Below are 23,604 nucleotides of genomic sequence, written 5' to 3'. Positions count from 1 at the left end.
CTAAAACTATGTCTAATCAAACCACTATTAAAGGAGATGTATCGTTTAACCAATCTAATAATATTACTGCAATTGTAAAATTGTGGGAGGCAAATAATAAAGCAGCAATTGGTGAACACATCATTTCACCTGAAGCAAAAGGAAGGTTCACCATAAAAGCAACCCCTAAATCAAAAGATACTGTTCTCTATATTACTGCTGAACTGCAAAACTCTAAAGTAATGCTACTCTCTGTACTGTCACCTAATTTTGAAGAAGACATTACAAAAAAAGGTGCTGTTGTAAATGAATTAACTACAGTAGCCTCTGCCTTTACCTGTGCTCAGTTTTTTAACGGACTTCAGTTAACAGGGAATCTACACGGAATAAGAATTGCCGCTAAAAACACTCCTAACCTCATCAATCCTGTAACAGGAAGTTATGGAGAAGTTTTAATGGATCCTTTCAATATTACACAAAACGAAACACTCGCGCGATTAAATACATTAGCCGCATTAATCACAGCCTACGGAACGGTAGAGATTGAAGGGTACAACTGGAAGGAAAGTTTCATGAAGTACACAACACCGTTAGGTGGTAAAAAACCACAAAATACTGCCGAAGCTATGATTGGTGTCGCCCAATCTCCTTGGTTATATCCAACGAATTTATTTCATCTTTTTGATAAAGCCTATCCATCACCAGAAGATGGTTTCCCTGCTAAACCTAATAGCAAAGTTCCTACGAGTCGACGCAATGCTCCTTTTGTACCTTATCTAAGTTTTGCTCCAGAAGATTTCGCTATGATTTTAGCTTTCGGTCAAGGAGGAATTTGCGCTCCTGGAAAACTGTCTCTTGACAAAGAAGGAAACTTATGGACGGGGTTAAACTGGATGCCAGGAGCACAAAATGGCGTGTATCAAGGTATCGGGGGCGGACTTGTAAAATTGGACTCTACTGGTAAATTAGTATCTCCACCAGTTACGGGTTATACCGGAATGGGCGTTGATGGTGCTGGTTGGGGTACAGCTGTAACCAAAGACGGTACTTGCTGGGTAACGAGTTTTAACGGTTCTATTGGAGTGTATAAATTAGAAGACGGTTCACCAGTGGTCGAAAAAGCTCCAGAACATATAGCGGAAGCTTTAGATGAAATTGGAGGCTTACAAGGTATTGGAGTAGCTCCAAACGGTGATATTTGGATTGTTGGAACCTCATCTAACATCATGCTTCATTTTCCTGATGGAGATCTTACCAGAGGTAGAGTTGTTATAAATGAAAAACTTAATGAATCTCTTTCTGCTCCGTTTGCTGCTTCGATAGATACTAACAATCGTGTATGGATTAGTAATACCAACGGTGTATCGTTAGTACGTTATGCTCCAAATGAAAAAAACAGGCCTGTAGAACGTTTTATTCTTGCAGGTGGCGGACGCGGTGTTGCTTTAGATTCAAAAGGAAATTGTTGGGTAGCCTGCAATACGAGTCCAGACTTCCCTCATACCACTACTACAGATGGCGTTTCTATTATTGAAGGATTTGCGCTTGGATATCCGCACTTACAACAAACAGTGGGACGTAAGCATAAAACAGGTTCCGTTTTTATGATTCCTGCGGATGCTACACCTATAGATACGATTGATAAAATTACCCATAAATCTAACTTAACACCTTACGGAGATGGTGAACTAAATGCTCCTTGGGGAGTATCAATTGATGGAAATGATGATGTTTGGGTTGCCAATTTTATGGGAAGAGGTGTATCGTTTATGGCTGGTGCTTCACCAACTGGACGAACTGAAGATTTTACTACAGGAGAGGTGATTCACACCATTCATTCAGGTAGTATACAAATGCTAACCGATGTAGTAGTTGACCAAGCAGGGAACCTTTGGTGTGCCAACAACTGGAACCTACCTCAAACGGTGATGGAAGCAAAACCTGACCCTGCTTATTCTACTTGGGGTGGTGGCTCTGGTGTCGTAGTAGTTTACGGAATTGCTAAACCTGCTCAAACTCCGCTTGCTGGTCCTGTGAGTGCAGTATAAAATTTATAATACTAAATAAGCGTCTTTAAAACAGACGCTTATTTCTTCAACACTTTTTTAGATTCTTCTTCTCTTTTATCTTTATATTTGGATAAAATAGCACGTATATATATAAACAAGCTTGCGGTAATTTCGGAAAACATCTAAAATTTAGTATTTTTCTTCAAAAAAAGACAAATCCTTATTAACAAAAAACTATTGAACCAAAAATATAACATACCAGATTTTGCTAAATATCTAAATATAGATAGCCCAAAAGACGAAGATATTTTAATGGTTCTCTATGATTATAAAAGTAAAGTTCCTCTTAAGTCTGAACCAATAAAAATAGACTTTTACCTTTTGGCTATAAAATTGGATTTTGACGAAAGTATTAATTACGGACAAACAAACTTTGACAAAACAGACTCACTTCTTTATTTTGATGCACCAAATAATAATATAGAATGGGATTTGGAAAAACCTATGACTGGTTATAACATCCTAATCAGCTCTAATTTTTTCGACAAATATGCAAAGCGATATAGTTTTATGCACTATAATAATCACGAAGCTTTGTTTGTAAGAGATGAAGAGAAAAAAATTTTATTAGATTTATTTGAAAAAGCATACTCTGAATACAATAAAACACAGTTTTCAAAAGAGATTATAACATCGTATGCTAATTTAATTTTAACGTATATTGAAAAGTATTATAAACGACAGTTTGATACAAGAAGTTCATTATACAACAAAGTAGTAGCCGATTTTCACAAAAATTTAGATGCGTATTTTAATGATGCTACAGAAATCAAAAAACTACCAACTGTAAGTTATTTTGCAAACAAATCTAATCTCTCTTCAAATTATTTTGGGGATTTAATTAAACATTTCACAGGAAAATCAGCTCAAAACTATATTCAGCAATACATTTTACAGATTGCCAAATCAAAATTAAAACAAACAACACTTTCAATAAGTGAAATTGCTTACAGTTTAGGTTTCGGTTATCCAACTTATTTCACTCGATTTTTTAAAAAAGAAGTCGGTGTAACACCTACTATTTTTCGCAATCAGTAATTTGTTTCAGTCTTCAAGTAATCTGTTTTAGTACTAAACAGATATCTCACTGTAATTTTGTTGTATTATTAATTTAAAATTAAAATACAATGGAAAATCAAGTAAATTTTGCAGGAAGCGAAAGAGCTTCAACTCATAAATCAAGAATGTCTAAAGAAAGAATAGAAAATGCTATTAAACAGTTAAATGAAATTTCAGAAGCAGATTATGAGAAAGTAATAGGATTGGCTAATGTTTGTAAACCCTTTAGAAGTGTAATTCATAAAACACCAGACGACTATGGAATGACAGATTGGGAAGATGTTTTCCTTAAAGGTGTTGATGGTGTGCCTTTAGATGGTTGGTACATTCCTGCAAAAGGCGGAGAAAGTAACAAATTAGTAATCTTCAACCACGCATTACCTATGTGTCGTTCAGGATTTCAAGGGCATTTTGGTTTACCTTTTAGTGGATACGATAATGTTGAGATTGACTTTGTAGTACAAATGAAACATTTAACAGATGCTGGTTATAACGTATTGGCTTATGACATAAGAAATCACGGAAGGAGTGGCTCATCTAACAATGGAATAAGTGGAATAGGTCAATTAGAATGGAGAGATTGCGTTGGTGTAAAACAATATGTAGACAATCATCCAAGATTAAGCAAAATGAAAGTTGCTCTTTATAGCCAATGTATGGGAGGAAATTCACAGTACGAGGCAATTAGTCGCTACCCTGAATTATTTGAAAATGTAAAATGTATGGTAAGCCCAATGGTGGTATCTATGAGAGCTATCTACGAAGCTTTTTCTGGACTACAAGGTGTAAGTCAATATTTAGATTTGGTTGACTTCGAACTATTAAAAATGGGAGGATGGTTAATGGACGAAATGACACCACATACAGCAGCACCAAATGTAAAAATGCCAGTATTTATGATACAAGTAAAAGACGATGCTTGGACTAAAAATCCTGAAGATGGACAAAAAACTTTTGACCTTCTTGGTAGTAAAGAAAAGGAAATCCATTGGATTGAAAATACGCCTTTTAGATTTAAAGATGGTTACAATTACTTTGGTAGAAATCCCGAAAAAGTTCTTTCGTTCTTGGATAAGTATATGAACTAAATTAATAGGCGAAAAAAACTACCGCTAACAAAACGTATAAGCAATAGCGGTTCGGGTGACAACTCGAATCGCTATTTCATTTTAAAAAGATATATTACATTCCGAAAAGTAGTTGCGTAAAACCCGCTACTACTCATACACAAAACCGTTCACAACCACTTCAAAAACTCCTCTCTAGGAATTTCTCTCGCGCCTAAACTTGCTAAATGGTCATTATATACTTGACAATCGATGAGTTTGTAGCCTCCCTTTTGAGCTAAATGGATAAACGCAACTTTACTCATATTGCTTACTTTACTAAACATACTTTCGCCACAAAAAACGCCATTTCCTAAATCTACTCCATACAAACCTGCAACCAGTTTGTCGTCCATCCATACCTCAATAGATTTTGCATAGCCTTTATCGTGTAGGTTTATATAAGCATCTTCCATTTCATCGGTAATCCAAGTACCTAATTGGTCAAAACGATTGATGTGTCGGCAATTAAAAATCACCTCATCAAAAGCTTTGTTTTCCGTTATCGTAAAACCACCTTTTCGCAATACCTGTTTCATTGATTTGGAAATTTTCACTTCCTCAGGAAATAACACCATACGCTCCCATGGAGAATACCAAACAATCGGCTCCCCTTCATTAAACCACGGGAAAATTCCATGTTGGTAAGCATACACCAATCGTTCAGCCGATAAATCACCGCCCAAAGCCAGTAAACCATCATCAGTAGCCAACTCATACGGAGGAAACTCTATTTTTTCAGAAAGCCAAATCATTCGTTACATTCTTTTTTACAAAAATACTATATCCGTGAATTCAACATCAACGTTTTATTAATAAAAACGTGGTATAGTCGCCATCAGCGAAGTTCGTTGGCATTTCCTCAACACAACGAAACCATCAACGTGACGCGCTGATGTTTCCTCAATAAACTCTTAAAACAAGGTAAGTCCTAACAAATAAATTACGCTACCTACCACCATTGCAATTAACGTATAGGGTAAAATTTCTTTTGCTTTTAGTTTCGTAATTCCTAATAAGGGTAATGCCCAAAAAGGCTGTAACATATTCGTTATTTGGTCTCCGTATGCTAATGCCATAATTGCTTTAGGCAACGGAACCCCTAATTTTAACGCACTTTCTACCACAATAGGTCCTTGTACAATCCACTGCCCTCCCCCACTTGGCACAAAAACATTGACCAAACCAGCACTAAAAAATGTAAATATGGGTAAGGTCGTTGCAGTTGCTATCGACACGAAAAAATCAGAAATTAAAGTAACCATCCCCGTACTTTTCATCACGCCCATAATACCAAAATACAATGGAAACTGAATTAAAATTCCAGATACATCACTAATTGACTCTCCCACAGCATTGGTAAACTTTTTAAAACTTCCGTGTAGTATAATTCCTAATCCTAACATAAAAAAGTTAATTAGGTTAGGCGTAATTTTTAACTGCTGAATGTCTGCCCAATAACGATAACCAAACGCCACTAAAATCAACACACCAAAAGCAATGGCTAACCATTGAGAACTATCCAATCTTTCTGCTTGTGTACTAACCTTTTCATCGGTATGCATTTGATATTCTGGTAAATTAATCGCTGTTGGAGCTGCTTTCTTTCCTAAAAAATAAAAGGTTGCCGATACCGCCGCTACTACCACGAAAAAAATCAGCAAATTCCACCAACTAAAAATCGTTTGAGAATAATCAATCACATCAGGTATTTGAGCTAAAACCTCATCCGAAGAAACCGATTGCATAATACTTTTAATATGTCCGCTTTCGTTAATTTTTATCGGTGCCGATCCTGAAATTCCACCATGCCAAACCATCAATCCCATATAACCCGCCGCTCCAATCATTGGATAATTTAGTTTGATATTGTGTTCTTGTGCATGTTCTGCTACTTTACGTGCCAACAAAGCACCAAAAATGAGTCCTAGCCCCCAATTAAAAAAAGCTACCAACATAGTAGTACAACTTACAATAGCTGCGCTGTTTGCTGTGTTGGTACAGAATTTTGTTACTTTTAAAATTAAATTACTCACAGGCTTACTCAACACCAATACATGCCCTAATACCAAAATCAACATCATTTGATAGGCAAAAACAAGTAATCCGTTAGACCAAATTCCGTTTTCCCAAAATTGTAACACCTCTAAAGAATAATTAACCACAGAACTTTCTTCTGGTTTTGTAAAAAACAGTGCTAATAAAAGAGTTAACAGTGTTAATAATATAGCGATGGTAAAAGGTGAGGGTAAATATTTTTTAAAAACATTTTCTATAACCTGCGTAATCTTCATTGTTTAAAGTTTGATTTGCTAAAAATAATCAAATAGAATAAATAGTTTTTTACCTAGTTTTGCAATATGGTAAAAGAACTTCAATTACGTGTTAATTTAGTAGAAGAACGCAAAGACAATATTTTACAGCTAAAAGCTGCTAAAAAGCTAGGTATTAGCATTGCTGATATTACTAGCGTAAAGGTGTTACGTAAATCGATTGATGCACGTAAAAAGGAAGTTATCTTTAATTATAAAGTAGCGGTGTACATTAACAAACCGCAACCTGATACTCCTGATTATATTTTTGAATATCAAGACGTATCAAATGCGAAAGAAATTCATATTGTAGGTTTTGGTCCTGCGGGAATGTATGCAGCACTTCGCTGTATTGAGTTAGGCTATAAACCTATTGTACTTGAACGTGGTAAAAATGTACAAGATCGTCGTAGAGATTTACGTGCTATTAATCAATTTCATGAAGTAAACCCAGACTCTAACTATTGTTTTGGTGAAGGTGGTGCAGGAACGTATTCGGACGGAAAGTTATACACCCGTAGTTTAAAGCGTGGTGATGTTCGTAAAATATTTGAAAATTTAGTATATCACGGTGCTACCGATCAAATTTTAGTAGATGCGCATCCGCACATAGGAACGAACAAACTTCCGAAGATTATTCAAAATATTCGCGAAACGATTTTAAAACATGGTGGTGAAGTTCATTTTGAAACTCGTGTGACCGATTTTATTGTTAAAAACAATAAACTACAAGCTATACAGTTACAAAACGGGACTGAAATGGCTGTAAATGCTGTTGTTTTGGCTACTGGGCATTCTGCAAGAGATATATACGAGCTATTGCATAAAAAAGACATTTTGCTAAAAGCGAAATCGTTTGCTATGGGGGTTCGTGTAGAGCATCCGCAAGAAATTATCGATCAAATTCAATATAGTTGTTCAGGTCAACGTGATGAGTTATTACCTGCTGCTGCATATAGTTTAGTACACCAAGTAGGAAACCGTGGAGTGTATTCATTCTGTATGTGTCCTGGTGGATTCATCGTTCCTGCTGCAACTGCTAATGGTGAAGTGGTGGTAAACGGAATGTCACCATCGCGTCGTAATAACAAGTTTGCAAATTCGGGTATTGTCGTTGAAATTAATGTTGATAAAGACTTACCGAAGTATGAGAAATATGGAGTTTTAAAAGGCTTACAATATCAAAAAGATTTAGAAAAGTTAGCGTTTAACGCAGGTGGAAGAAGTCAAGTTGCTCCAGCACAACGTTTAACCGATTTTGTGGAAGGTAGATTGTCTTCTTCTTTAAATGACTGTTCGTATCAACCCGGATTAAATTCTTCTCCGCTACATTCGTTACTTCCTAAATTAATTGGAAGCAGATTACGTAAAGGTTTTGCGGCTTTCGGACAAAAAATGCACGGGTACTATACTGCGGAAGCAAACATTGTTGGAGTGGAGTCTAGGACTTCATCACCTGTAAATATTCCAAGAAAAGAAAACCTTGAACATCCACAAATTGAAGGGCTTTTTCCTTGTGGTGAAGGTGGTGGTTATGCCGGTGGTATTATTTCAGCTGCTATGGACGGTGAACGTTGTGCTGAGGCTGCTATTACAAACCTGTAATAATTAACAACTATTTGTTAGTGTAATTTCTAATTACCTCGTACTTTTGCTATTCCTAAAAATTAGATGCTTTTTTTAGCGATGAGTAAAAAGAATAAAAAAAATAACAAAAAGAAAATAGATAAACCGCATTATAAACGTTTACACAACTATTATAATCGCACTGGTTTTTATATGTTTATATGGGTAAGCTTAAAAAAAGCTTTTTGGCCAATTGTAGGCGTTATTGTAGGGTTATTATTATTTAACAAGTATGTTTATAATATTAACGATGGTTTACAAACCATGACCGAAACCTTTTCTAGAACAGGAGTTTTAATTACTTTTTTTATCTCTGAAACAATTTTAGGATTAATTCCGCCAGAAATTTTCATCGCATGGTCTAAGAAAACTGAAGATCCTATTGTAAATATTTCTTTGTTAGCGACACTATCTTATTTAGGAGGTTTGTGTGCTTATTTTATAGGAAGAGCTTCTTTAAAGATTGACTCTGTAAGAAATTATTTAGAGGTTAAAATGGCTAAAAACCTTAAAAACACAAGTAAATGGGGAGGTTTTTTAATTTTGGTAGGTGCACTATTACCACTACCCTTTGCCATTAGCTGTTTAACTGCTGGTATGATTAAATATCCTTTTAAAAATGTAGTTTTTGTAGGTTTATTTCGTTTTGCTCGTTTTGCTATTTATGCATGGGCTATTTTTTCAGTAGTAAATTAACTTAAAATAATTATGGGACTAACTAACAACGATATTTTTAAAAAGCTACGAGTAGCACATAAATTAAGAGATACTGATATTATTGACATCTGCTCTTTGGTAGATTTTAAAGTTTCTAAATCGGAAATCAACGCTATTTTTAGAAAAGAAGATCACCCTAAGTATATGGAATGCGGTGATCAGTTTTTACGTAACTTTTTAAACGGATTAATTATTCATTTAAGAGGTCCGATGCCTGAGAAAAAGCCAACAAAAAAGTAACCACACCACTAACACTTATATAATTAAAAAACCTTCTGATTTAATATCAGAAGGTTTTTATTTCCCCTTAAATTTTTCAATCAATAATTATTTATTGAATGATTATACTACAAATATATAACTGATTTTTAACTTATTAAAAGGGATAACCGTAAGTAAATATGTAGTTTTCCGCAAAACATAAAAAGAGCGCAAATTTTGCGCTCTTTTTTGTTGTATTCATATTTTTTCTAAGTATTCTTAGAAAGGTAGGTCATCTGGTTCGTTTGCAGATAAATCTGGAGCTGGTTCAAATTGATCAGCAGGTGGAATGTTTTGAGGAGCTGCTTGTGCTAAGTTTTCAATTCTCCATCCTTGAACAGAATTAAAGTATTTTGCTTCTCCTTGTGGGTTAATCCATTCTCTTCCTCTTAAATTAATAGAAACCTTTACATCTTGCCCTACTTGATAATTATTTAATAAATCACATTTATCTTGAATAAACTCAATCATTATCATTTGTGGGTACTGCTCATCAGTAGTTACAACCATTTCACGCTTTCTAAATCCGTTAGATCCAAATGTTTGCGTTTCGTTAATTAATTTGATTTTCCCTATTACTTCCATTTCTTATCTATTTAATTAAAAGTACCTTCCAAGCACTTTCTACATCATTGTTTTGTAAATACTCTTGTGCAAAAGTATGTTTTTTTTCAGTTGAAATACCCACAAATTGTGAATGTTCTTTTGCAAAGTTATTAACAGCTTCTTCTGTAGGTAGCTGTTCTACATTACCTAACATCCCTAAATTATTTCCTGTTAATATACTACTGTTTCTTATTTCAGCAGGTATTTGGTCTACTCCAATTCCTAAGGTAGTTAGTGGTTTTGGTATTTCAAAAAAGCCATCTCTGGCTCTACTGTAATAATTTCCTCCTGCTCTGGCTACTAAATCTATTTTATGTTGATCTATACTGCCATCTTCTGCTAACACATTTTCGTTTACGTGTAGTTTTACTACTTCACACACAATTAAGTTTCCTGCTCCGCCTTCTTCACCTGTATAAATAATGTCTTTTACTTTACACTCAAATTGTACAGGAGATTCTGCTACTCTAAACGGCTTTACCTCATCTGAAGGTAACATTGTAAAACCAGCTTTTATAAATTCATTAACTCCTTTAGGATACATCGTACTACTCAACGACATTTGCTGAACAATATCGTAATTCACAATATTAATAACCACTTCTTTTGTAGCTTCAGCATTATCTAACGTATGTTTGGTTTTATTTCCTCTTACACTACGTGCTGGAGAAAAAATCATAATTGGTGGGTTTGCCCCAAATACATTAAAAAAACTAAATGGTGATAAATTTGGGTTTCCATCTGCATCTACAGTACTTGCAAAAGCAATAGGTCTTGGTGCTACTGCTCCTAATAAATATCCATGCAGTTTAGAAGTTGGTATATCTTTAGGGTTTATTGATAACATTCTATATAATTTTAGTGTAAATATACTACCTATTTATAAATTTAGTTATTCTAGAGAATAGTTTATATTTGATTGATGGCTTTTTTTACAAACACTTATTGGGTAAAGCGAATTGCAATTAGTATTTCCTTACTTATCGTTTTATTTATTTTATGGAATACCTATGTGTTTTTTCAAAAATTTAAAAAAGATGAACGCGCTAAAATGGAGATTTATGCTACTGCAATTAAGGAGGTAGCTTCAAACCCTGACTCTAATGGTAGCTTTAATTTAGTAAACAAAGTTTACGAAACCATAGAGAACATTCCTTCTATTTTGGTTGGTAAAGATGGCGAAATAAAACAGTTCCATAACTTAGACTCTATAAAGTCTACGGATCCTAAATACCTTCAAAAGCAATTGAGCATCATGAAAAATCAAAATGAGCCAATTGCGATAGAATACTTAGGAATTAAAGAACATATCTACTATAGAAATTCTGACCTTTTATACAAGCTCAAATACTATCCGCTTGCCTTAGTACTAATTTTAGGGTTGTTTCTTACCATCATTTACATGGTGTACAAGTCTAACAAAGTAGCTGAACAAAATAAGTTGTGGACAGGAATGGCTAAAGAAACGGCACACCAAATAGGAACGCCACTTTCTTCATTATTAGGCTGGATAGCTATTTTACGTGCTGAAAATGTAAGTAACGATTATGTTGATGAAATTGAAAAAGATGTGCGACGCTTAAATACCATCGCAAATCGTTTTTCTAAAATAGGGTCTCTTCCTGAGTTAAAACCCAATAACGTTGTATCGATTACTAAAACTGCTTATGACTACTTAGAAAATAGAAGTTCTAAACAAATTTCTTTTTCTTTTACTACCGAAACTGAAGAAATCCGAATCAATATAAATACCGAATTATATGGTTGGGTAATAGAGAACTTAATTAAAAACGCTATTGATGCTATGCAAGGCAAAGGAAGTCTATCTGTTAGCATTAGTGAAAGTTCTAAAAATGTAAAAATCTTAATTTCAGATACTGGTAAAGGGATTCCTAAAACACAATTTTCACAAATATTCAACCCAGGATTTACCACAAAAAAACGTGGCTGGGGTCTGGGTTTATCGCTCTCTAAGCGTATTATCGAAGATTACCATAACGGAAGAATACATGTGTTAAAATCTGAACTAGGAAAAGGAACTACTTTTGAAATCTTATTGAATAAGGTTTAACTGTCTCTCTTTAGTTTGTTCATTAAAAAACCGTAAAAGAAGCCTCCTGCTCCCCATATAAGCGCTCCTACAAGCATTCTTTTTAATGTAATTTCCTCTCCATCATACCACGGAAAGAATATTACCATTATTATAAACATAATTACTCCCCAGGTTAAACCTTCTTTAACCCACTTTTTCATAACTCTTTTTATTTATTCAAAATTCTTAGTAATTTCTTCTGCCACTGCTACAAACTCTTCATTTGTTAATTTTTCCTTCTTTATAAAACGGATATCCTCCATCGTTTTCAACGGAATTAAGTGTACATGTACATGAGGCACTTCTAAACCAATTACACTCATTCCTACGCGTTCACACGGAATTGTTTTTTCAATAGCTTTGGCTACTCTGTAAGAGAAAGACATTAATCCGTCGTACTCTTCTTTCGATAAATCAAATAGTTTATTTTCTTCACGTTTAGGAATTACTAGCGTATGTCCTTTTGCATTTGGATTGATATCTAAAAAAGCAAAATAGTTGTCATCTTCAGCTATTTTATACGATGGAATTTCTCCGTTTATAATCTTTGTAAAAATACTTGCCATGTCTCTTTAATTTAATTTTACAGTAAAAGTAAAAAAGAAATCGGGTTCTAGCGAAGCTAAAACCCGAATAAATCTTTACTCTTTTGTATTTGTTTTTTCTCTTATCGAGAAATCTCCATTACTTCAAACTTCATAATTCCGTTAGGCACTTGTATTTCGGCAACATCACCTACTTTTTTACCTAACAATCCTTTACCTATTGGTGAATTAACAGATAACTTTCCGTTTCTTACATCACTTTCGCTATCTGCTACTAGCGTATACGTAAACTCCATTCCGTTTACTGTATTTTTAATCTTCACTATTGAGTGGATTAAAATTTTAGAGGTGTCTAACTGACTTTCATCAATAATACGAGCGTTAGCTACTACGTTTTTTAATTTTGCAATTTTTGTTTCTAACAACGATTGCTCTTCTTTTGCAGCGTGATATTCTGCATTCTCACTCAAATCTCCTTTATCACGAGCATCTGCAATTTCTTGAGAAACACGTGGTCTTTCTACTTGCTCTAAATGCGCTAATTCTTCTTTAAGTTTCTTTAATCCTTCTTCCGTATAATATGATACATTACTCATCTCTTCTCTCTTTTTAAAATCAACAAACTTTTATACACTTTCTTTAACGTTTTGTAAGAAGCATATAACTTTTCTTCCTATAACCCTGTGGGTTAAATTTAAAAATCTCACGCCGTTAGGAATGAGATTGTCTTACAAATGTACAAAATATTTGTAACTTCGTTGCGTTACAATAACAACTTCTATACTAAAAAATGAAAAAAATATTTTATTTATTTCTTGTTATAATTTGTTTTAGCTGTAGTGATAACACTCCTATTAACAACTGTTTTTCTGGAATAAAAATGAATGCTATTATTGATTTATCTCTTCCAGAATTTAGTGGTTTATTAGTTCCTGGAGGAGAATCGCAAAACGTAATACAAGGGCGAAATGTTTTTATTTTTAGAACAGGAACTTCTGGTTACAGAGCTTTTGATCAACAATGTCCTGAACAAAACTGTAACTCTTTAATGACTTTCAACGGAGTGGAAATAACCTGTCCGTGTGATGATAAAAAGTATAACTACCTTTCAGGTGGTACTCCTTTAGATGGTGAGGGCTGTAATGCATTAATGTATTTTGTTACTCCTATTAGTAACAATCAGTTAAGAATATCTCGTTAATACTATTTGTACTAACAATTAGATTCTTATTTTTGCAGCAACAACAACACAATTAACACATTTATCGTGAAAAATTACTTTTCTTCAAACTTTAAATTGGGTGTACTCGGAGGCGGCCAATTAGGAAGAATGTTACTTACCGAAACGCAAAAATTCGACATTTATACTGTTATTTTAGACGGAAACGCTGATGCTCCTTGCGCTCAGATATGTAACGAATTCCATCAAGGAGATTTATTAGATTATGATACTGTTTACAATTTTGGAAAGCAAGTAGATTTGTTAACCATAGAAATTGAAAACGTAAATATTGATGCTTTAGATGCTTTAGAAGCTGAGGGACTAACCATTTTTCCAAAGCCTAAAAACTTAAGAACTATTCAAAACAAAGCACATCAAAAGGTGTTTTATCACGATAATAACATCCCTACTGCTGACTTTTCTAGGTTTACTTCTTTAGAAGAATTAAAACATGCTATAAGTAATGAAGCTGTTAGTTTTCCTTTTGTATGGAAATCTGCTCGATTTGGATACGATGGTAACGGAGTAAAAATAGTTCGTGCCATCAGCGATTTAGAAAACCTACCTACTGGTGAGTGTATTTCTGAAAAACTAGTTCCTTTTAAAAATGAATTAGCTGTTATTGTTGCAAGAAATGCAAGCGGAGAAACTAAAACTTACCCAGTAGTTGAAATGGAATTTCACCCAGAAGCAAATCAGGTAGAGTATGTAATTTGTCCTGCTAGAATTGAAGATGCAGTTGCTAAAAAAGCGCGCGAAGTTGCTTTAAAAGTTGCGGATGCATTTGATTTTGTTGGATTGTTAGCTGTGGAAATGTTCCAAACTGAAAATAACGAAATTTTAGTTAATGAAGCGGCTCCAAGAACTCATAATTCAGGGCATTATTCTATTGAAGCAAGTTATACTAGCCAATTTGAACAACACTTACGTAGCATCTTAAACCTTCCGTTAGGAAATACCGAAAGTAAAGTAGCTGGAATTATGGTGAATTTAGTGGGGGCAGAAGGCTATACTGGTGATGTAGTATACGAAAACATTGAAGAAATTTTAAAGATTGACGGCGTTACTCCTCACATCTACGGAAAAAAGACAACCAAACCTTTCCGTAAAATGGGACACGTAACTATTGTGAATGAAGATATAAATGAAGCGAGAAAAGTCGCTCAACAAGTAAAAGAAACTATTAAGGTAATAGCAAAATAACCTCTCGACTACGTTCGAGATGACAAAAACATAAATTTATGGTAGGAATTATCATGGGAAGCGATTCAGATCTTCCAATTATGCAAGAAGCAATTGATATTTTAGAGAGTTTTGATATTCAAGTAGAAGTAGATATCGTATCTGCACACAGAACTCCTGAAAAATTATTCGATTACGCTAACAATGCACACAAGCGTGGCGTACAAGTTATTGTTGCCGGTGCTGGTGGTGCTGCTCATTTACCTGGAATGGTAGCCAGTATGAGTCCGTTACCAGTAATTGGAGTTCCTGTTAAAAGTAGAAACTCTATTGATGGTTGGGATTCTGTGTTATCTATTCTTCAAATGCCAGGGGGTGTTCCTGTGGCTACAGTTGCTTTAGATGGGGCAAAAAATGCAGGAATCTTAGCAGCTCAAATTATTGGAGCTTCAGACAAATGTGTGTTAGACAAAATTATCGCTTATAAAGAAGGCTTAAAACTGAAAGTTGAAAAAGCTTCTGAAAGCGTAAAAAAATAAGTACCTTAGTACAATATTAACTTGAAGGCCTCACAGATTTTTTTATTTGTGAGGTTTCTTCAATTTTTTAAACTAAATTTTCATGACTAAAAATCCACTTTTACAAGATTTTAATACGCCCCCTTTTTCTCAAATTAAAGAAGAAGATTATAAACCCGCTATAAAAGAAGCTATACAAATAGCTAAAGACGAAATTGATGCTATTGTAGAAAACTCTGAAACTCCAACTTTTGAAAACACTACAGTCGCTTTAGACAATACAGGTAATAAGTTAGATAGAGCTACTTCTATCTTTTTCAACTTAAACTCTGCCGAAACAAATGAAGAAATTCAAAAAATAGCTAAAGATATTTCTCCTTGGTTAAGTGAGTTTAGAAACGACATGATTTTAAATGAAAGGTTGTTTAAACGTGTAAAAACTGTATACAATCAATTGTCTGATTTAAACTTGACTCCTGAACAAGAAATGTTGCTAGATAAGCAATACAAAAGCTTTGCGCGTAACGGAGCAAATTTAAATGAAACTGACAAAGCTGAGCTTCGCAAAATTGATGCTGAGTTAGCAAAATTATCGTTACAGTTTGGGGAGCATGTATTGGCTGAAACCAATGCTTTTGAATTATTAATTACCAATGAAGATGATTTAGCTGGCTTACCTGAAAGCGCTAAAGAAGCTGCTAAAGAACTTGCGAACTCAAAAGGTAAAGAGGGTTGGATGATTACCTTAGATTATCCAAGCTATATTCCTTTTATGACCTATGCTGATAATAGAGAATTGAGAAAAAAGTTAGCAATAGCTTTTGGTAAAAAAGGTTTCCAACAAAATGAATACAACAATGAGCAAATTGTAAAAGATATTGTAACCTTACGCCACAAACGTGCCAACCTATTAGGTTATAAAACCCACGCTCATTTTGTATTAGAAGAGCGTATGGCTGAAACTCCTGAAAAGGTTATGGAGTTTTTAAATGAATTGTTAGAAAAAGCGAAACCTGCTGCGCAACGTGAATTTGATAATTTAGAGGCCTATGCTAAAAAACTAGACGGAATAGACCAGTTACAAAAATGGGATGGTGCTTACTATTCTGAAAAACTAAAAAAGGAGTTGTTTAACTTAGATCAAGAATTATTAAAACCTTATTTTAAGTTAGAGAATGTAATTGATGGTGTATTTACTGTAGCTAACAAATTGTATAATTTACAGTTTGAAGAAATTGACACTATTGATAAGTATCATGAAGATGTTAAGACGTATGCTGTAACTGATACTGATGGTAATTTTGTTTCGTATTTTTATGCTGATTTTCATCCAAGACCAGGAAAACGTAACGGTGCGTGGATGACTTCTTACAAATCACAATATAGGAGTAACGATACTAACGAAAGACCACAAGTCTCTATCGTTTGTAACTTTACCAAACCAACACAAACCAAACCTTCTTTATTAACTTTTAACGAGGTTACTACCTTATTCCACGAGTTTGGTCACGCCTTACACGGAATGTTGGCAAATACTACTTATAAGAGCTTATCAGGAACTTCTGTTTCTTGGGATTTTGTGGAATTACCTAGTCAGGTTTTAGAAAACTGGTGTTACGAAAAAGAAGCGTTGGAATTGTTTGCAAAACATTACGAAACTGGAGCAATTATTCCTATGGAATACGTTGAGAAAATTAAAGAATCTGCGAGTTTCCATGAAGGAATGCAAACCTTGCGTCAATTAAGCTTCGGATTATTAGATATGTCTTGGCACTCTGGAGATTCTCCTGAAACCATTACTGATGTAAAAGAGTTTGAAACGAATGCTTTTGCTGAGACTAAATTATATCCTGATGTAGCAGAAAATTGTATGAGTACTTCTTTTTCTCATATTTTTCAAGGCGGATACTCAGCTGGATATTATTCATATAAATGGGCAGAGGTTTTAGATGCCGATGCTTTTGAATATTTTAAAGAGGAAGGTATTTTTAATAAAGAAGTTGCAGATAAATTTAAAAACAATGTATTATCTAAAGGCGGAACAGAAGAGCCTATGGAGTTATACAAACGTTTTAGAGGTAGAGAACCAAAACCTGATGCTTTATTAAGACGTGCTGGATTAATGAGCTAAATCTCTTTATTACTTTATCTAACAAAAACAGCTTCCTCTTATTAGAAAGAAGAAGCTGTTTTTTTAATAAAAATTAACATAATTTAATATAAAAAAATACAACAAGCATTTATTTTTGCCATTTATCAGTTATAAAAAATGAGCTTATATAAAAATAGCATATTTCGTAAAATCACCTCTTTATCATTGGTGGTTCTTCTTATGCTTCCTATTCTTATAAAAGCTACTCATCATCATGATAATGAAGCACACCACCATAACTGTAAAGAAAAATCTACTCACTTACACGAATCGGTAAACGACCATTGTGATATTTGTTATTTTTCTTTTGCTTCTTTTGATGTACCTACACAAAATTTCTCACCAGCTTTAGCTATTCTTCCTAGCAAGACGATAGTAGATAATTACAAGTCAATTATCTTACCTTCTTACCAATGTCTGAATAGAAAGCTTAGAGGACCTCCAACTTACTCATAACATACTAAATTTAGAACATACTTAACTTTCTTGTATTAAGAATTGTTGTAAATATATATGCATATAAACCTACTAAGTCTGTACTGTATTTACCATTTACTTTTTCTATTAGTTAACTATCTGTTCTATATTATTTAATCAATAGTTGAGCGCTTACAGTTCAACTACTACAATTCGTTTAATTCTATTTACAATGACAAAACAAAGCTTAGGTGCTTTATTTTGTGTATTGTTTCATACTATTCTTTTTGGTCAGAACACTAATTCTGTTACTATTAAGGTTATCGATGCAACAACACAAAGTGAGTTACCCAATGCTCACGTGAGTATCGGTTCAAAGCACGCATACACAAACACTAGAGGAAGTAGTACTTTTTTTAAACTTTTAAACAAAGAATACCTCTTAACTGTTACTCATGTTGGGTATGTTACTTATAAAGAAAGTATTTCTCCTACTAATTCAGTAATAGTTATTCCTCTAATACAAGACAATTCAGTATTAAATGAGGTGGTTATTGCACAAAACCCTAAAAAAACACTAACAAAGTTCTCTAGCAACACACAAAGGATTGATGTTGATTTTTTAGAGAAAAACAGGGATAATAGTTTAATGCAAACTCTTAAAGACATACCAGGAGTTAGTACAATAACTATAGGTTCTGGTCAATCCAAACCTACCATTAGAGGTTTAGGTTTTAATAGAGTTGTTGTTGTTGAAAACGGTATAAAACACGAAGCACAACAATGGGGAGCCGATCATGGTTTGGAAATAGACCAATATAATATTGACAATATAGAAGTTACTAAAGGAGCTGCTTCTCTACTCTATGGTTCAGATGCAATATCGGGTGTAATTAGCCTGAAAAACAATTTACTACCTGATGTTAATTCCTTTACTGGTGAACTAAACCTTACCAATAGAAGTAACAACGATTTTTATGGAGTTTCTTTAGGTGTTAAACAACGTTATAATCATTGGTATTACAAAGCTAGAATAACTCATGAAGATTATGGCGATTATAAAGTTCCTACCAAAAAAATAACGTACGATAATTACATTTTTGATTTGCATAAAAATTACTTACGTAATACAGCAGGATTTAATCATAATGTTGGAGTTTCTATAGGTTATGTATCTGATAATATAAGCTCTATAACTTCTTTTAGTAATGTTAATTCTAAAAACGGTTTTTTCGCTAATGCTCATGGTCTGGAAGTGAGAACTTCTAAAATAGACTACGATGTTGACAATAGAGATATTGATTTACCATATCATAAGGTCAATCATTTTAAAATAACAAATAATACCAGTTTTCTATTCCCCAATTATACGTTAGATGTTGAGCTTGGGTTTCAAAATAATCATCGCGAAGAACACTCAGAACCTGTTCCACATGGTTATATGCCCAAGCCGTCATCTACAATGGAACGCTTATTTAAAAAGAATACCTATAGTCTTAATGTAAAAAGTCAATTACATAACTTTAATAAACATAAAGTTACTACAGGTGTTAATTTAGAGTATCAAGATAATACTATTGATGGTTGGGGGTTTCTTATTCCTGAATATACTCGTTTTACAGCTGGGGCTTTTGTGTACGATCAAATAAAACTCAACGACAAATTATATTTAGATGGTGGTATACGTTACGATTATGGTATAATAAAAACACAGCCATATTACGAGTGGTTTTTATCTCCTGTTACTGACGAAAACGGAAACACTACTCAGCAACAACTACAGCGATCAAAAAGAAAGAGCTTAACTTTTGGAAGCTTAAGTGCTTCAGCTGGATTAAGTTATGGACTTAAAAATACATCATATAAAATAAATATAGGCAAGAGCTTTAGAATTCCACTGGCAAACGAATTGGCTTCAGACGGAGTAAACTATCACATGTATCGATACGAAGAAGGAAGTCTTGACTTAGAACCTGAAAGTTCTTATCAAATAGATGGAGAGTTTAAAGCTAACTTTAGTAGAGGATCTATTCAAATCACGCCATTTGTCAATTATTTTGATAATTATATTTATTTAAGTCCAACGTCAGAGTATTACGAAACACTTCAGAAGTATCAATACAATCAAAGTCGTGTTTTTAGATATGGTGGCGAAATTATGGCGCAATATGAACCTATTGATAAATTATCTATTACAGGTTCTTTAGAATATGTAAAAGCAAGACAGTTAAGTGGAAAAAAGAAAAACTTCACACTTCCTTTTTCCCCTCCATTAACAGGAGTTGTTTCGCTTGAATACACATTGAATCCTTGGTCTACTTTTGGAGAAACTAAAATATTCTCTAGTGTACGATTAGTTTCAGATCAAAACAATATTGTTCCTCCTGAAAAAACTACAGGAGGGTATTCTTTATTTAACATCGGTTTACATACTAGTGTAGATCTTTTCTCAAAAAAGCAGCCTCTTAAAATTCAAGGTAGGCTAAATAATATTTTAAACAACAAAGTATTCGACCATACAAGCTTCTACAGACTGATAGAGGTTCCTGAACCTGGAAGAAACTTTTCAATAACAATTATACAAACATTTTAATTATTTAATTTTTTTAATCATGAAAAACACATTTAAATCAGCAATCTTATTTTTCGTAAGTCTTTTAATCATTTCTTGTAGTGATGAAGATAACATCCCAGATACTTTTGATGAAAATATTAATACAGAAAATTTCAAAGGCTTGGAGTTAGGTAATTCTGATTTTGTTTTACCACAATCGAACATAGATGTTCATATTGAATTTGGCTATGAGGGTACTAGCAAAGTTTCTAAAATTTATTTTGACGTAGAATCTTACGATGTTCCAAAAGTTAAAAACGGTGAACTAATTTGGGAGTTAAAAAACCATTTAGTACCTGTTGACCGATATGAAGGCCAATTAAACCCTCATATACATTACCATGTATATTTTGATGAAGAGAACAAGTACACTCCTTCTTTTACACCTGCTGAAGGGATTTATAAATTCAAAATTACTGTTGAACATGAAGACGGAACTAAAAGTGCTATTACTAAAAAGTTACATATCATTCAAAAATTTAAAGACTTAGAAATTGGGGAGAACAACTCAATCGCTTTTGGAAAAGATGAGTTACACACAGAATTTGAATATGTTTCTGGTAATAATACTGTTACTGAAATTAAATATGAGTTTTGGTTCGAAGAATGGAGAGAAGGACAGAATGTTGAAGTTGGAAAGTGGGACAAAGTAATTACTGTTTTACCTAAAAATTTATATGAAGGAGTTAAAAACCCACACATACATTATCACTACGATTTAATTCCTGGAGCTCCTGTAGGAAACTACTGGTTAAACATTTACGCTAAAGAAAGTGGTGAAAGTGAAACAGTAAAGCTGTCTATTCCTCTTGAAATAAAATAATTATAACTAATTAAAGACTACTTGATTTTCTCAAGTAGTCTTTTATAAATAATAAACTACCATGAAATTATTAAAAATAACAAGCGCTTTACTCTTCTTAACTTTGGTAAACTTTGGTTGTAGTAGTGATTCTGAAGAACCAGATACTGAAAAACCAACTATTACCATAAATTACAACGAAGGGTTTCCTAAATCGTGTGCTGTATTAGAAAAAGGAAAAGAGTACACAATACGTGTAAAAGTGTCTGACAACATAGCTTTGGCCACTTATGCTATTGATATCCACCATAATTTTGATCATCACACGCACGATGACCAAGGTTCTAATTGTGAATTATCTCCTATAAAAGATCCTGTTTCTCCTTTAATTTTTATGGAAAATTACACAATTGATAATAATCGTAAAGAATATGAAATAGCACAAAACATTACAATTCCTACTGATATTGATTCTGGTGATTACCATTGTCAAATTTCTGTAATTGATGTTACTGGATGGCAAAGTAGAACCTCTGTAGATATTAAAATTGAATAAGTTCTATTTTTTATTCTTCTCTTCAATCCACTTGCTCATAAACTTAGTAGTCTGTAAAGTTTGATGTTGCAACAAACTTCCAAGAAAATTTTGTGTACGATGTATTTCAAAATTTTCTTGGATTTTTTTAATCCCCCTAATAAAAGTAACACCTAACTTGTCTTTATCATATAGTGAATTAATTATTTCTATACCTTTTTGTTGAGACTTTTTCCAAAGAATATCATAAGTATATAACTCTATAGCTTTGTTAGCAAACTTCTCAAAATTATCTTCTATAAATCCGTTCCAAGGTAAGTTGTCATACATTCCTTCTGCTCCTATCGAAGTAGTAACACTTGGAGTTCCACATTCCATTGCTTCGGTTAACTTTCCTTTAATTCCCGCACCAAAACGAATGGGAGCTAACACGACTCTAGCATTTTTAACTACTTCGAGCGCATCTTCTGCAAAACCTTTAATTATAAATCCTTCTTTTGGTTTATGCAATTGTTGAATTTGTTGCGTAACATAGGCTCCGTAAATATGTACTTCTGCTTTGGGTAGTTGTTTTCTGATCTGCTTCCATATTGTTTTTAATTGCAAAACAGCATCAACATTTGGAGCATGAAAAAAGTTACCTATAAACACAAAATGTTTTCGTTCTTCAAAAGATTTCCATTTCTGAGTAGTTTCAGCATCTATTGTATCCAACAAAAAAGGCAAATGATATAGTAAAGATTCATCAACTTTAAAAACGTCTTTTAATAACTGCATTTCGTAAGTTGAAATAATCAAACTCATATCACAACGTAAAATAGCAGCGATTTCTCGTTTTGCTTCATTCGACTTCAACAATGCTTCTGTAGAAAATTGTTTTCCTTTTTTTAATTGTTTATGGCGTGTTTTACGTAAAAAGTGTAAATCTTCTGTATCTAAAACCCGTAAAGCTTTCGGGCAATGTTCTGCAACACGCCAACCGAATTGTTCTTCCATCATAAAACGATCGAACAACACAACATCAGGTTGCAGTTCTTTAACAAAATCATCAAAAGAACTTGAATTCAATTCGATAGCTTTTTCTTCAATTCCTAATTCAGCTAAGTTTAGAGAGTTTTCAGTTTTTTGAGCTGGTGTGGCAAAAGTAATGATATAATTATGGTTTTTAAAAACATTGATTAGCTGTAACATTCGGTTACCAGCTCCTGTTGTTTTTTCTATCCAAACATACCCAATAATTAAAAGTTGTTGCATTAATTTAGTTCGCTAATTGCGTTTGGTAGTTATTTTGAACGCTTTTTGCCCACTCAGTGATTTGTTGTACTTCTTCTTTAGACAAACGAGCATCGGCATGCGTCCAAGTATATGAATCTAATGGCATTTTTCCTTTTTCAACTTCTACCCAAACCTCTTTCATTTTGTGTTCCTTTCTTTTTAAAGAATAGGTAGCCCATTCAGAAAAATTCAATTCTTCTTTTCCGTGATTTACATGATCTGCCAACCAATAATTCACAGGCGTAATACTGCTATACCAAGGATAACGTGTTGAGTTACTATGACAATCAAAGCAAGCCGTTTTTAAAATTTTATGCACTGCATCATTTGGCTTGGTTTCTTCTATAAAATACTGAACAGAAGTAATTTCTCCTTCATTTTTTTCTGGTTGAAAAAATTGTACTATTACTAACAATAGTAATAAAACTATGATTATTTTTTTAAAAATTTTCATACAATGCGTTTAAGTTTTAAAGATATGAAAACTAATTTTATCGACAAATAATTGTACTTTT

24 protein-coding genes are annotated in these 23,604 nt (G+C 33.5%); 15 read left to right on the top strand and 9 right to left on the bottom strand.

The window, feature by feature from the left end:
• Nucleotides 1-8 precede the first annotated feature (8 nt).
• From D6200_RS14195 to D6200_RS14185, 3 genes are all read left to right on the top strand, one after another.
• Nucleotides 9-2,027: an NHL repeat-containing protein gene (locus D6200_RS14195; RefSeq protein WP_125064434.1), complete on the top strand. Its 2,019-nt coding sequence runs from the start codon at nt 9-11 to the stop codon at nt 2,025-2,027.
• 198 nt (nt 2,028-2,225) lie between these two features.
• Nucleotides 2,226-3,086: a helix-turn-helix domain-containing protein gene (locus tag D6200_RS14190; protein ID WP_073181698.1), complete on the top strand. Its 861-nt coding sequence runs from the start codon at nt 2,226-2,228 to the stop codon at nt 3,084-3,086.
• A gap of 89 nt (nt 3,087-3,175) precedes the next feature.
• Nucleotides 3,176-4,195 carry an alpha/beta hydrolase family protein gene (locus tag D6200_RS14185; protein WP_083574762.1) on the top strand — a complete coding sequence of 340 codons (1,020 nt, stop codon included), beginning with the start codon at nt 3,176-3,178 and terminating at the stop codon, nt 4,193-4,195.
• Between the two features lie 149 nt (nt 4,196-4,344).
• Here D6200_RS14185 and aat read toward each other — a convergent pair whose 3' ends face one another.
• Complete coding sequence (gene aat / locus D6200_RS14180) at nt 4,345-4,968, bottom strand: leucyl/phenylalanyl-tRNA--protein transferase (RefSeq protein ID WP_073181701.1); 624 nt, start codon at nt 4,966-4,968, stop codon at nt 4,345-4,347.
• A gap of 159 nt (nt 4,969-5,127) precedes the next feature.
• A complete protein-coding gene (locus tag D6200_RS14175; RefSeq protein WP_073181703.1) occupies nt 5,128-6,507 on the bottom strand; it encodes a short-chain fatty acid transporter in 1,380 nt (459 codons plus the stop codon).
• A 66-nt stretch (nt 6,508-6,573) separates the two neighbouring features.
• Here D6200_RS14175 and D6200_RS14170 point away from each other — a divergent pair, with 66 nt between their 5' ends.
• From D6200_RS14170 to D6200_RS14160, 3 genes are all read left to right on the top strand, one after another.
• Nucleotides 6,574-8,130, top strand: coding sequence for an NAD(P)/FAD-dependent oxidoreductase (locus tag D6200_RS14170; protein ID WP_073181705.1), 1,557 nt, complete (start codon nt 6,574-6,576; stop codon nt 8,128-8,130).
• A gap of 81 nt (nt 8,131-8,211) precedes the next feature.
• Nucleotides 8,212-8,847: a YqaA family protein gene (locus D6200_RS14165; RefSeq protein WP_047788676.1), complete on the top strand. Its 636-nt coding sequence runs from the start codon at nt 8,212-8,214 to the stop codon at nt 8,845-8,847.
• Nucleotides 8,848-8,859: 12 nt separating this feature from the next.
• Nucleotides 8,860-9,108, top strand: coding sequence for a DUF1456 family protein (locus tag D6200_RS14160; RefSeq protein ID WP_073181707.1), 249 nt, complete (start codon nt 8,860-8,862; stop codon nt 9,106-9,108).
• 240 nt (nt 9,109-9,348) lie between these two features.
• On the opposite strand, the gene D6200_RS14155 is transcribed toward D6200_RS14160, so the two are convergent.
• Together D6200_RS14155 and D6200_RS14150 are read right to left on the bottom strand one after the other, a co-directional pair.
• Nucleotides 9,349-9,714 carry a DUF3127 domain-containing protein gene (locus D6200_RS14155; protein ID WP_047788508.1) on the bottom strand — a complete coding sequence of 122 codons (366 nt, stop codon included), beginning with the start codon at nt 9,712-9,714 and terminating at the stop codon, nt 9,349-9,351.
• A gap of 7 nt (nt 9,715-9,721) precedes the next feature.
• Complete coding sequence (locus tag D6200_RS14150) at nt 9,722-10,582, bottom strand: flavin reductase family protein (RefSeq protein WP_047788509.1); 861 nt, start codon at nt 10,580-10,582, stop codon at nt 9,722-9,724.
• A gap of 75 nt (nt 10,583-10,657) precedes the next feature.
• Between D6200_RS14150 and D6200_RS14145 the strand changes: the two genes are divergently transcribed.
• Nucleotides 10,658-11,806 carry a sensor histidine kinase gene (locus tag D6200_RS14145; RefSeq protein ID WP_073181709.1) on the top strand — a complete coding sequence of 383 codons (1,149 nt, stop codon included), beginning with the start codon at nt 10,658-10,660 and terminating at the stop codon, nt 11,804-11,806.
• On the opposite strand, the gene D6200_RS14140 is transcribed toward D6200_RS14145, so the two are convergent.
• From D6200_RS14140 to greA, 3 genes are all read right to left on the bottom strand, one after another.
• On the bottom strand, nt 11,803-11,988 hold the full coding sequence (locus tag D6200_RS14140) for a hypothetical protein (RefSeq protein WP_073181710.1): 186 nt from the start codon (nt 11,986-11,988) through the stop codon (nt 11,803-11,805). The two genes, D6200_RS14145 and D6200_RS14140, sit on opposite strands and share 4 nt — an antisense overlap.
• Before the next feature lie 12 nt (nt 11,989-12,000).
• Nucleotides 12,001-12,393 (bottom strand): HIT family protein, encoded by a 393-nt coding sequence (locus tag D6200_RS14135; protein WP_073181712.1) that lies wholly within the window; start codon nt 12,391-12,393, stop codon nt 12,001-12,003.
• A gap of 101 nt (nt 12,394-12,494) precedes the next feature.
• Nucleotides 12,495-12,968 (bottom strand): transcription elongation factor GreA, encoded by a 474-nt coding sequence (gene greA, locus D6200_RS14130; RefSeq protein WP_047788513.1) that lies wholly within the window; start codon nt 12,966-12,968, stop codon nt 12,495-12,497.
• 194 nt (nt 12,969-13,162) lie between these two features.
• Here greA and D6200_RS14125 point away from each other — a divergent pair, with 194 nt between their 5' ends.
• From D6200_RS14125 to D6200_RS14090, 8 genes are all read left to right on the top strand, one after another.
• Nucleotides 13,163-13,573, top strand: coding sequence for a Rieske (2Fe-2S) protein (locus D6200_RS14125; RefSeq protein WP_073181714.1), 411 nt, complete (start codon nt 13,163-13,165; stop codon nt 13,571-13,573).
• A gap of 66 nt (nt 13,574-13,639) precedes the next feature.
• Nucleotides 13,640-14,797: a 5-(carboxyamino)imidazole ribonucleotide synthase gene (locus D6200_RS14120; protein ID WP_073181716.1), complete on the top strand. Its 1,158-nt coding sequence runs from the start codon at nt 13,640-13,642 to the stop codon at nt 14,795-14,797.
• Between the two features lie 38 nt (nt 14,798-14,835).
• A complete protein-coding gene (purE, locus tag D6200_RS14115) occupies nt 14,836-15,315 on the top strand; it encodes a 5-(carboxyamino)imidazole ribonucleotide mutase (protein WP_073181718.1) in 480 nt (159 codons plus the stop codon).
• A gap of 82 nt (nt 15,316-15,397) precedes the next feature.
• Nucleotides 15,398-17,425: a M3 family metallopeptidase gene (locus D6200_RS14110; protein ID WP_073181720.1), complete on the top strand. Its 2,028-nt coding sequence runs from the start codon at nt 15,398-15,400 to the stop codon at nt 17,423-17,425.
• A 138-nt stretch (nt 17,426-17,563) separates the two neighbouring features.
• A complete protein-coding gene (locus D6200_RS14105; RefSeq protein ID WP_047788517.1) occupies nt 17,564-17,902 on the top strand; it encodes a hypothetical protein in 339 nt (112 codons plus the stop codon).
• Nucleotides 17,903-18,095: 193 nt separating this feature from the next.
• A complete protein-coding gene (locus D6200_RS14100) occupies nt 18,096-20,456 on the top strand; it encodes a TonB-dependent receptor (protein ID WP_083574763.1) in 2,361 nt (786 codons plus the stop codon).
• A gap of 19 nt (nt 20,457-20,475) precedes the next feature.
• A complete protein-coding gene (locus tag D6200_RS14095; RefSeq protein ID WP_073181722.1) occupies nt 20,476-21,300 on the top strand; it encodes a hypothetical protein in 825 nt (274 codons plus the stop codon).
• A 61-nt stretch (nt 21,301-21,361) separates the two neighbouring features.
• Entirely contained in the window at nt 21,362-21,835 is a 474-nt protein-coding gene (locus D6200_RS14090) for a DUF4625 domain-containing protein (RefSeq protein ID WP_073181724.1), read from the top strand.
• Between the two features lie 3 nt (nt 21,836-21,838).
• Here D6200_RS14090 and D6200_RS14085 read toward each other — a convergent pair whose 3' ends face one another.
• Together D6200_RS14085 and D6200_RS14080 are read right to left on the bottom strand one after the other, a co-directional pair.
• Nucleotides 21,839-23,068: a glycosyltransferase gene (locus D6200_RS14085; protein ID WP_073181726.1), complete on the bottom strand. Its 1,230-nt coding sequence runs from the start codon at nt 23,066-23,068 to the stop codon at nt 21,839-21,841.
• 4 nt (nt 23,069-23,072) lie between these two features.
• Nucleotides 23,073-23,543, bottom strand: a complete 471-nt coding sequence (locus D6200_RS14080; RefSeq protein ID WP_073181727.1) for a heme-binding domain-containing protein — start codon at nt 23,541-23,543, stop codon at nt 23,073-23,075.
• Nucleotides 23,544-23,604: the final 61 nt, after the last annotated feature.

Origin of the sequence: Tenacibaculum mesophilum, assembly GCF_003867075.1 — a bacterium.
GTDB classification, from domain to species: domain Bacteria; phylum Bacteroidota; class Bacteroidia; order Flavobacteriales; family Flavobacteriaceae; genus Polaribacter; species Polaribacter mesophilus.
The sequence above is the reverse complement of the archived record's forward strand: the minus strand, read 5'-3'. Positions and strand labels throughout refer to the sequence as shown.

What these genes read in the sequence shown, in the direction of transcription:
- D6200_RS14195 (WP_125064434.1), top strand. Translation starts at nt 9, where the DNA reads ATGTCTAATCAAACCACTATTAAAGGAGATGTATCGTTTAACCAATCT.
- D6200_RS14185 (WP_083574762.1), top strand. Translation starts at nt 3,176, where the DNA reads ATGGAAAATCAAGTAAATTTTGCAGGAAGCGAAAGAGCTTCAACTCAT.
- aat (WP_073181701.1), bottom strand. Translation starts at nt 4,968, where the DNA reads ATGATTTGGCTTTCTGAAAAAATAGAGTTTCCTCCGTATGAGTTGGCT.
- D6200_RS14175 (WP_073181703.1), bottom strand. Translation starts at nt 6,507, where the DNA reads ATGAAGATTACGCAGGTTATAGAAAATGTTTTTAAAAAATATTTACCC.
- D6200_RS14170 (WP_073181705.1), top strand. Translation starts at nt 6,574, where the DNA reads ATGGTAAAAGAACTTCAATTACGTGTTAATTTAGTAGAAGAACGCAAA.
- D6200_RS14165 (WP_047788676.1), top strand. Translation starts at nt 8,212, where the DNA reads ATGAGTAAAAAGAATAAAAAAAATAACAAAAAGAAAATAGATAAACCG.
- D6200_RS14160 (WP_073181707.1), top strand. Translation starts at nt 8,860, where the DNA reads ATGGGACTAACTAACAACGATATTTTTAAAAAGCTACGAGTAGCACAT.
- D6200_RS14155 (WP_047788508.1), bottom strand. Translation starts at nt 9,714, where the DNA reads ATGGAAGTAATAGGGAAAATCAAATTAATTAACGAAACGCAAACATTT.
- D6200_RS14150 (WP_047788509.1), bottom strand. Translation starts at nt 10,582, where the DNA reads ATGTTATCAATAAACCCTAAAGATATACCAACTTCTAAACTGCATGGA.
- D6200_RS14145 (WP_073181709.1), top strand. Translation starts at nt 10,658, where the DNA reads ATGGCTTTTTTTACAAACACTTATTGGGTAAAGCGAATTGCAATTAGT.
- D6200_RS14140 (WP_073181710.1), bottom strand. Translation starts at nt 11,988, where the DNA reads ATGAAAAAGTGGGTTAAAGAAGGTTTAACCTGGGGAGTAATTATGTTT.
- D6200_RS14135 (WP_073181712.1), bottom strand. Translation starts at nt 12,393, where the DNA reads ATGGCAAGTATTTTTACAAAGATTATAAACGGAGAAATTCCATCGTAT.
- greA (WP_047788513.1), bottom strand. Translation starts at nt 12,968, where the DNA reads ATGAGTAATGTATCATATTATACGGAAGAAGGATTAAAGAAACTTAAA.
- D6200_RS14125 (WP_073181714.1), top strand. Translation starts at nt 13,163, where the DNA reads ATGAAAAAAATATTTTATTTATTTCTTGTTATAATTTGTTTTAGCTGT.
- purE (WP_073181718.1), top strand. Translation starts at nt 14,836, where the DNA reads ATGGTAGGAATTATCATGGGAAGCGATTCAGATCTTCCAATTATGCAA.
- D6200_RS14110 (WP_073181720.1), top strand. Translation starts at nt 15,398, where the DNA reads ATGACTAAAAATCCACTTTTACAAGATTTTAATACGCCCCCTTTTTCT.
- D6200_RS14105 (WP_047788517.1), top strand. Translation starts at nt 17,564, where the DNA reads ATGAGCTTATATAAAAATAGCATATTTCGTAAAATCACCTCTTTATCA.
- D6200_RS14100 (WP_083574763.1), top strand. Translation starts at nt 18,096, where the DNA reads ATGACAAAACAAAGCTTAGGTGCTTTATTTTGTGTATTGTTTCATACT.
- D6200_RS14095 (WP_073181722.1), top strand. Translation starts at nt 20,476, where the DNA reads ATGAAAAACACATTTAAATCAGCAATCTTATTTTTCGTAAGTCTTTTA.
- D6200_RS14090 (WP_073181724.1), top strand. Translation starts at nt 21,362, where the DNA reads ATGAAATTATTAAAAATAACAAGCGCTTTACTCTTCTTAACTTTGGTA.
- D6200_RS14085 (WP_073181726.1), bottom strand. Translation starts at nt 23,068, where the DNA reads ATGCAACAACTTTTAATTATTGGGTATGTTTGGATAGAAAAAACAACA.
- D6200_RS14080 (WP_073181727.1), bottom strand. Translation starts at nt 23,543, where the DNA reads ATGAAAATTTTTAAAAAAATAATCATAGTTTTATTACTATTGTTAGTA.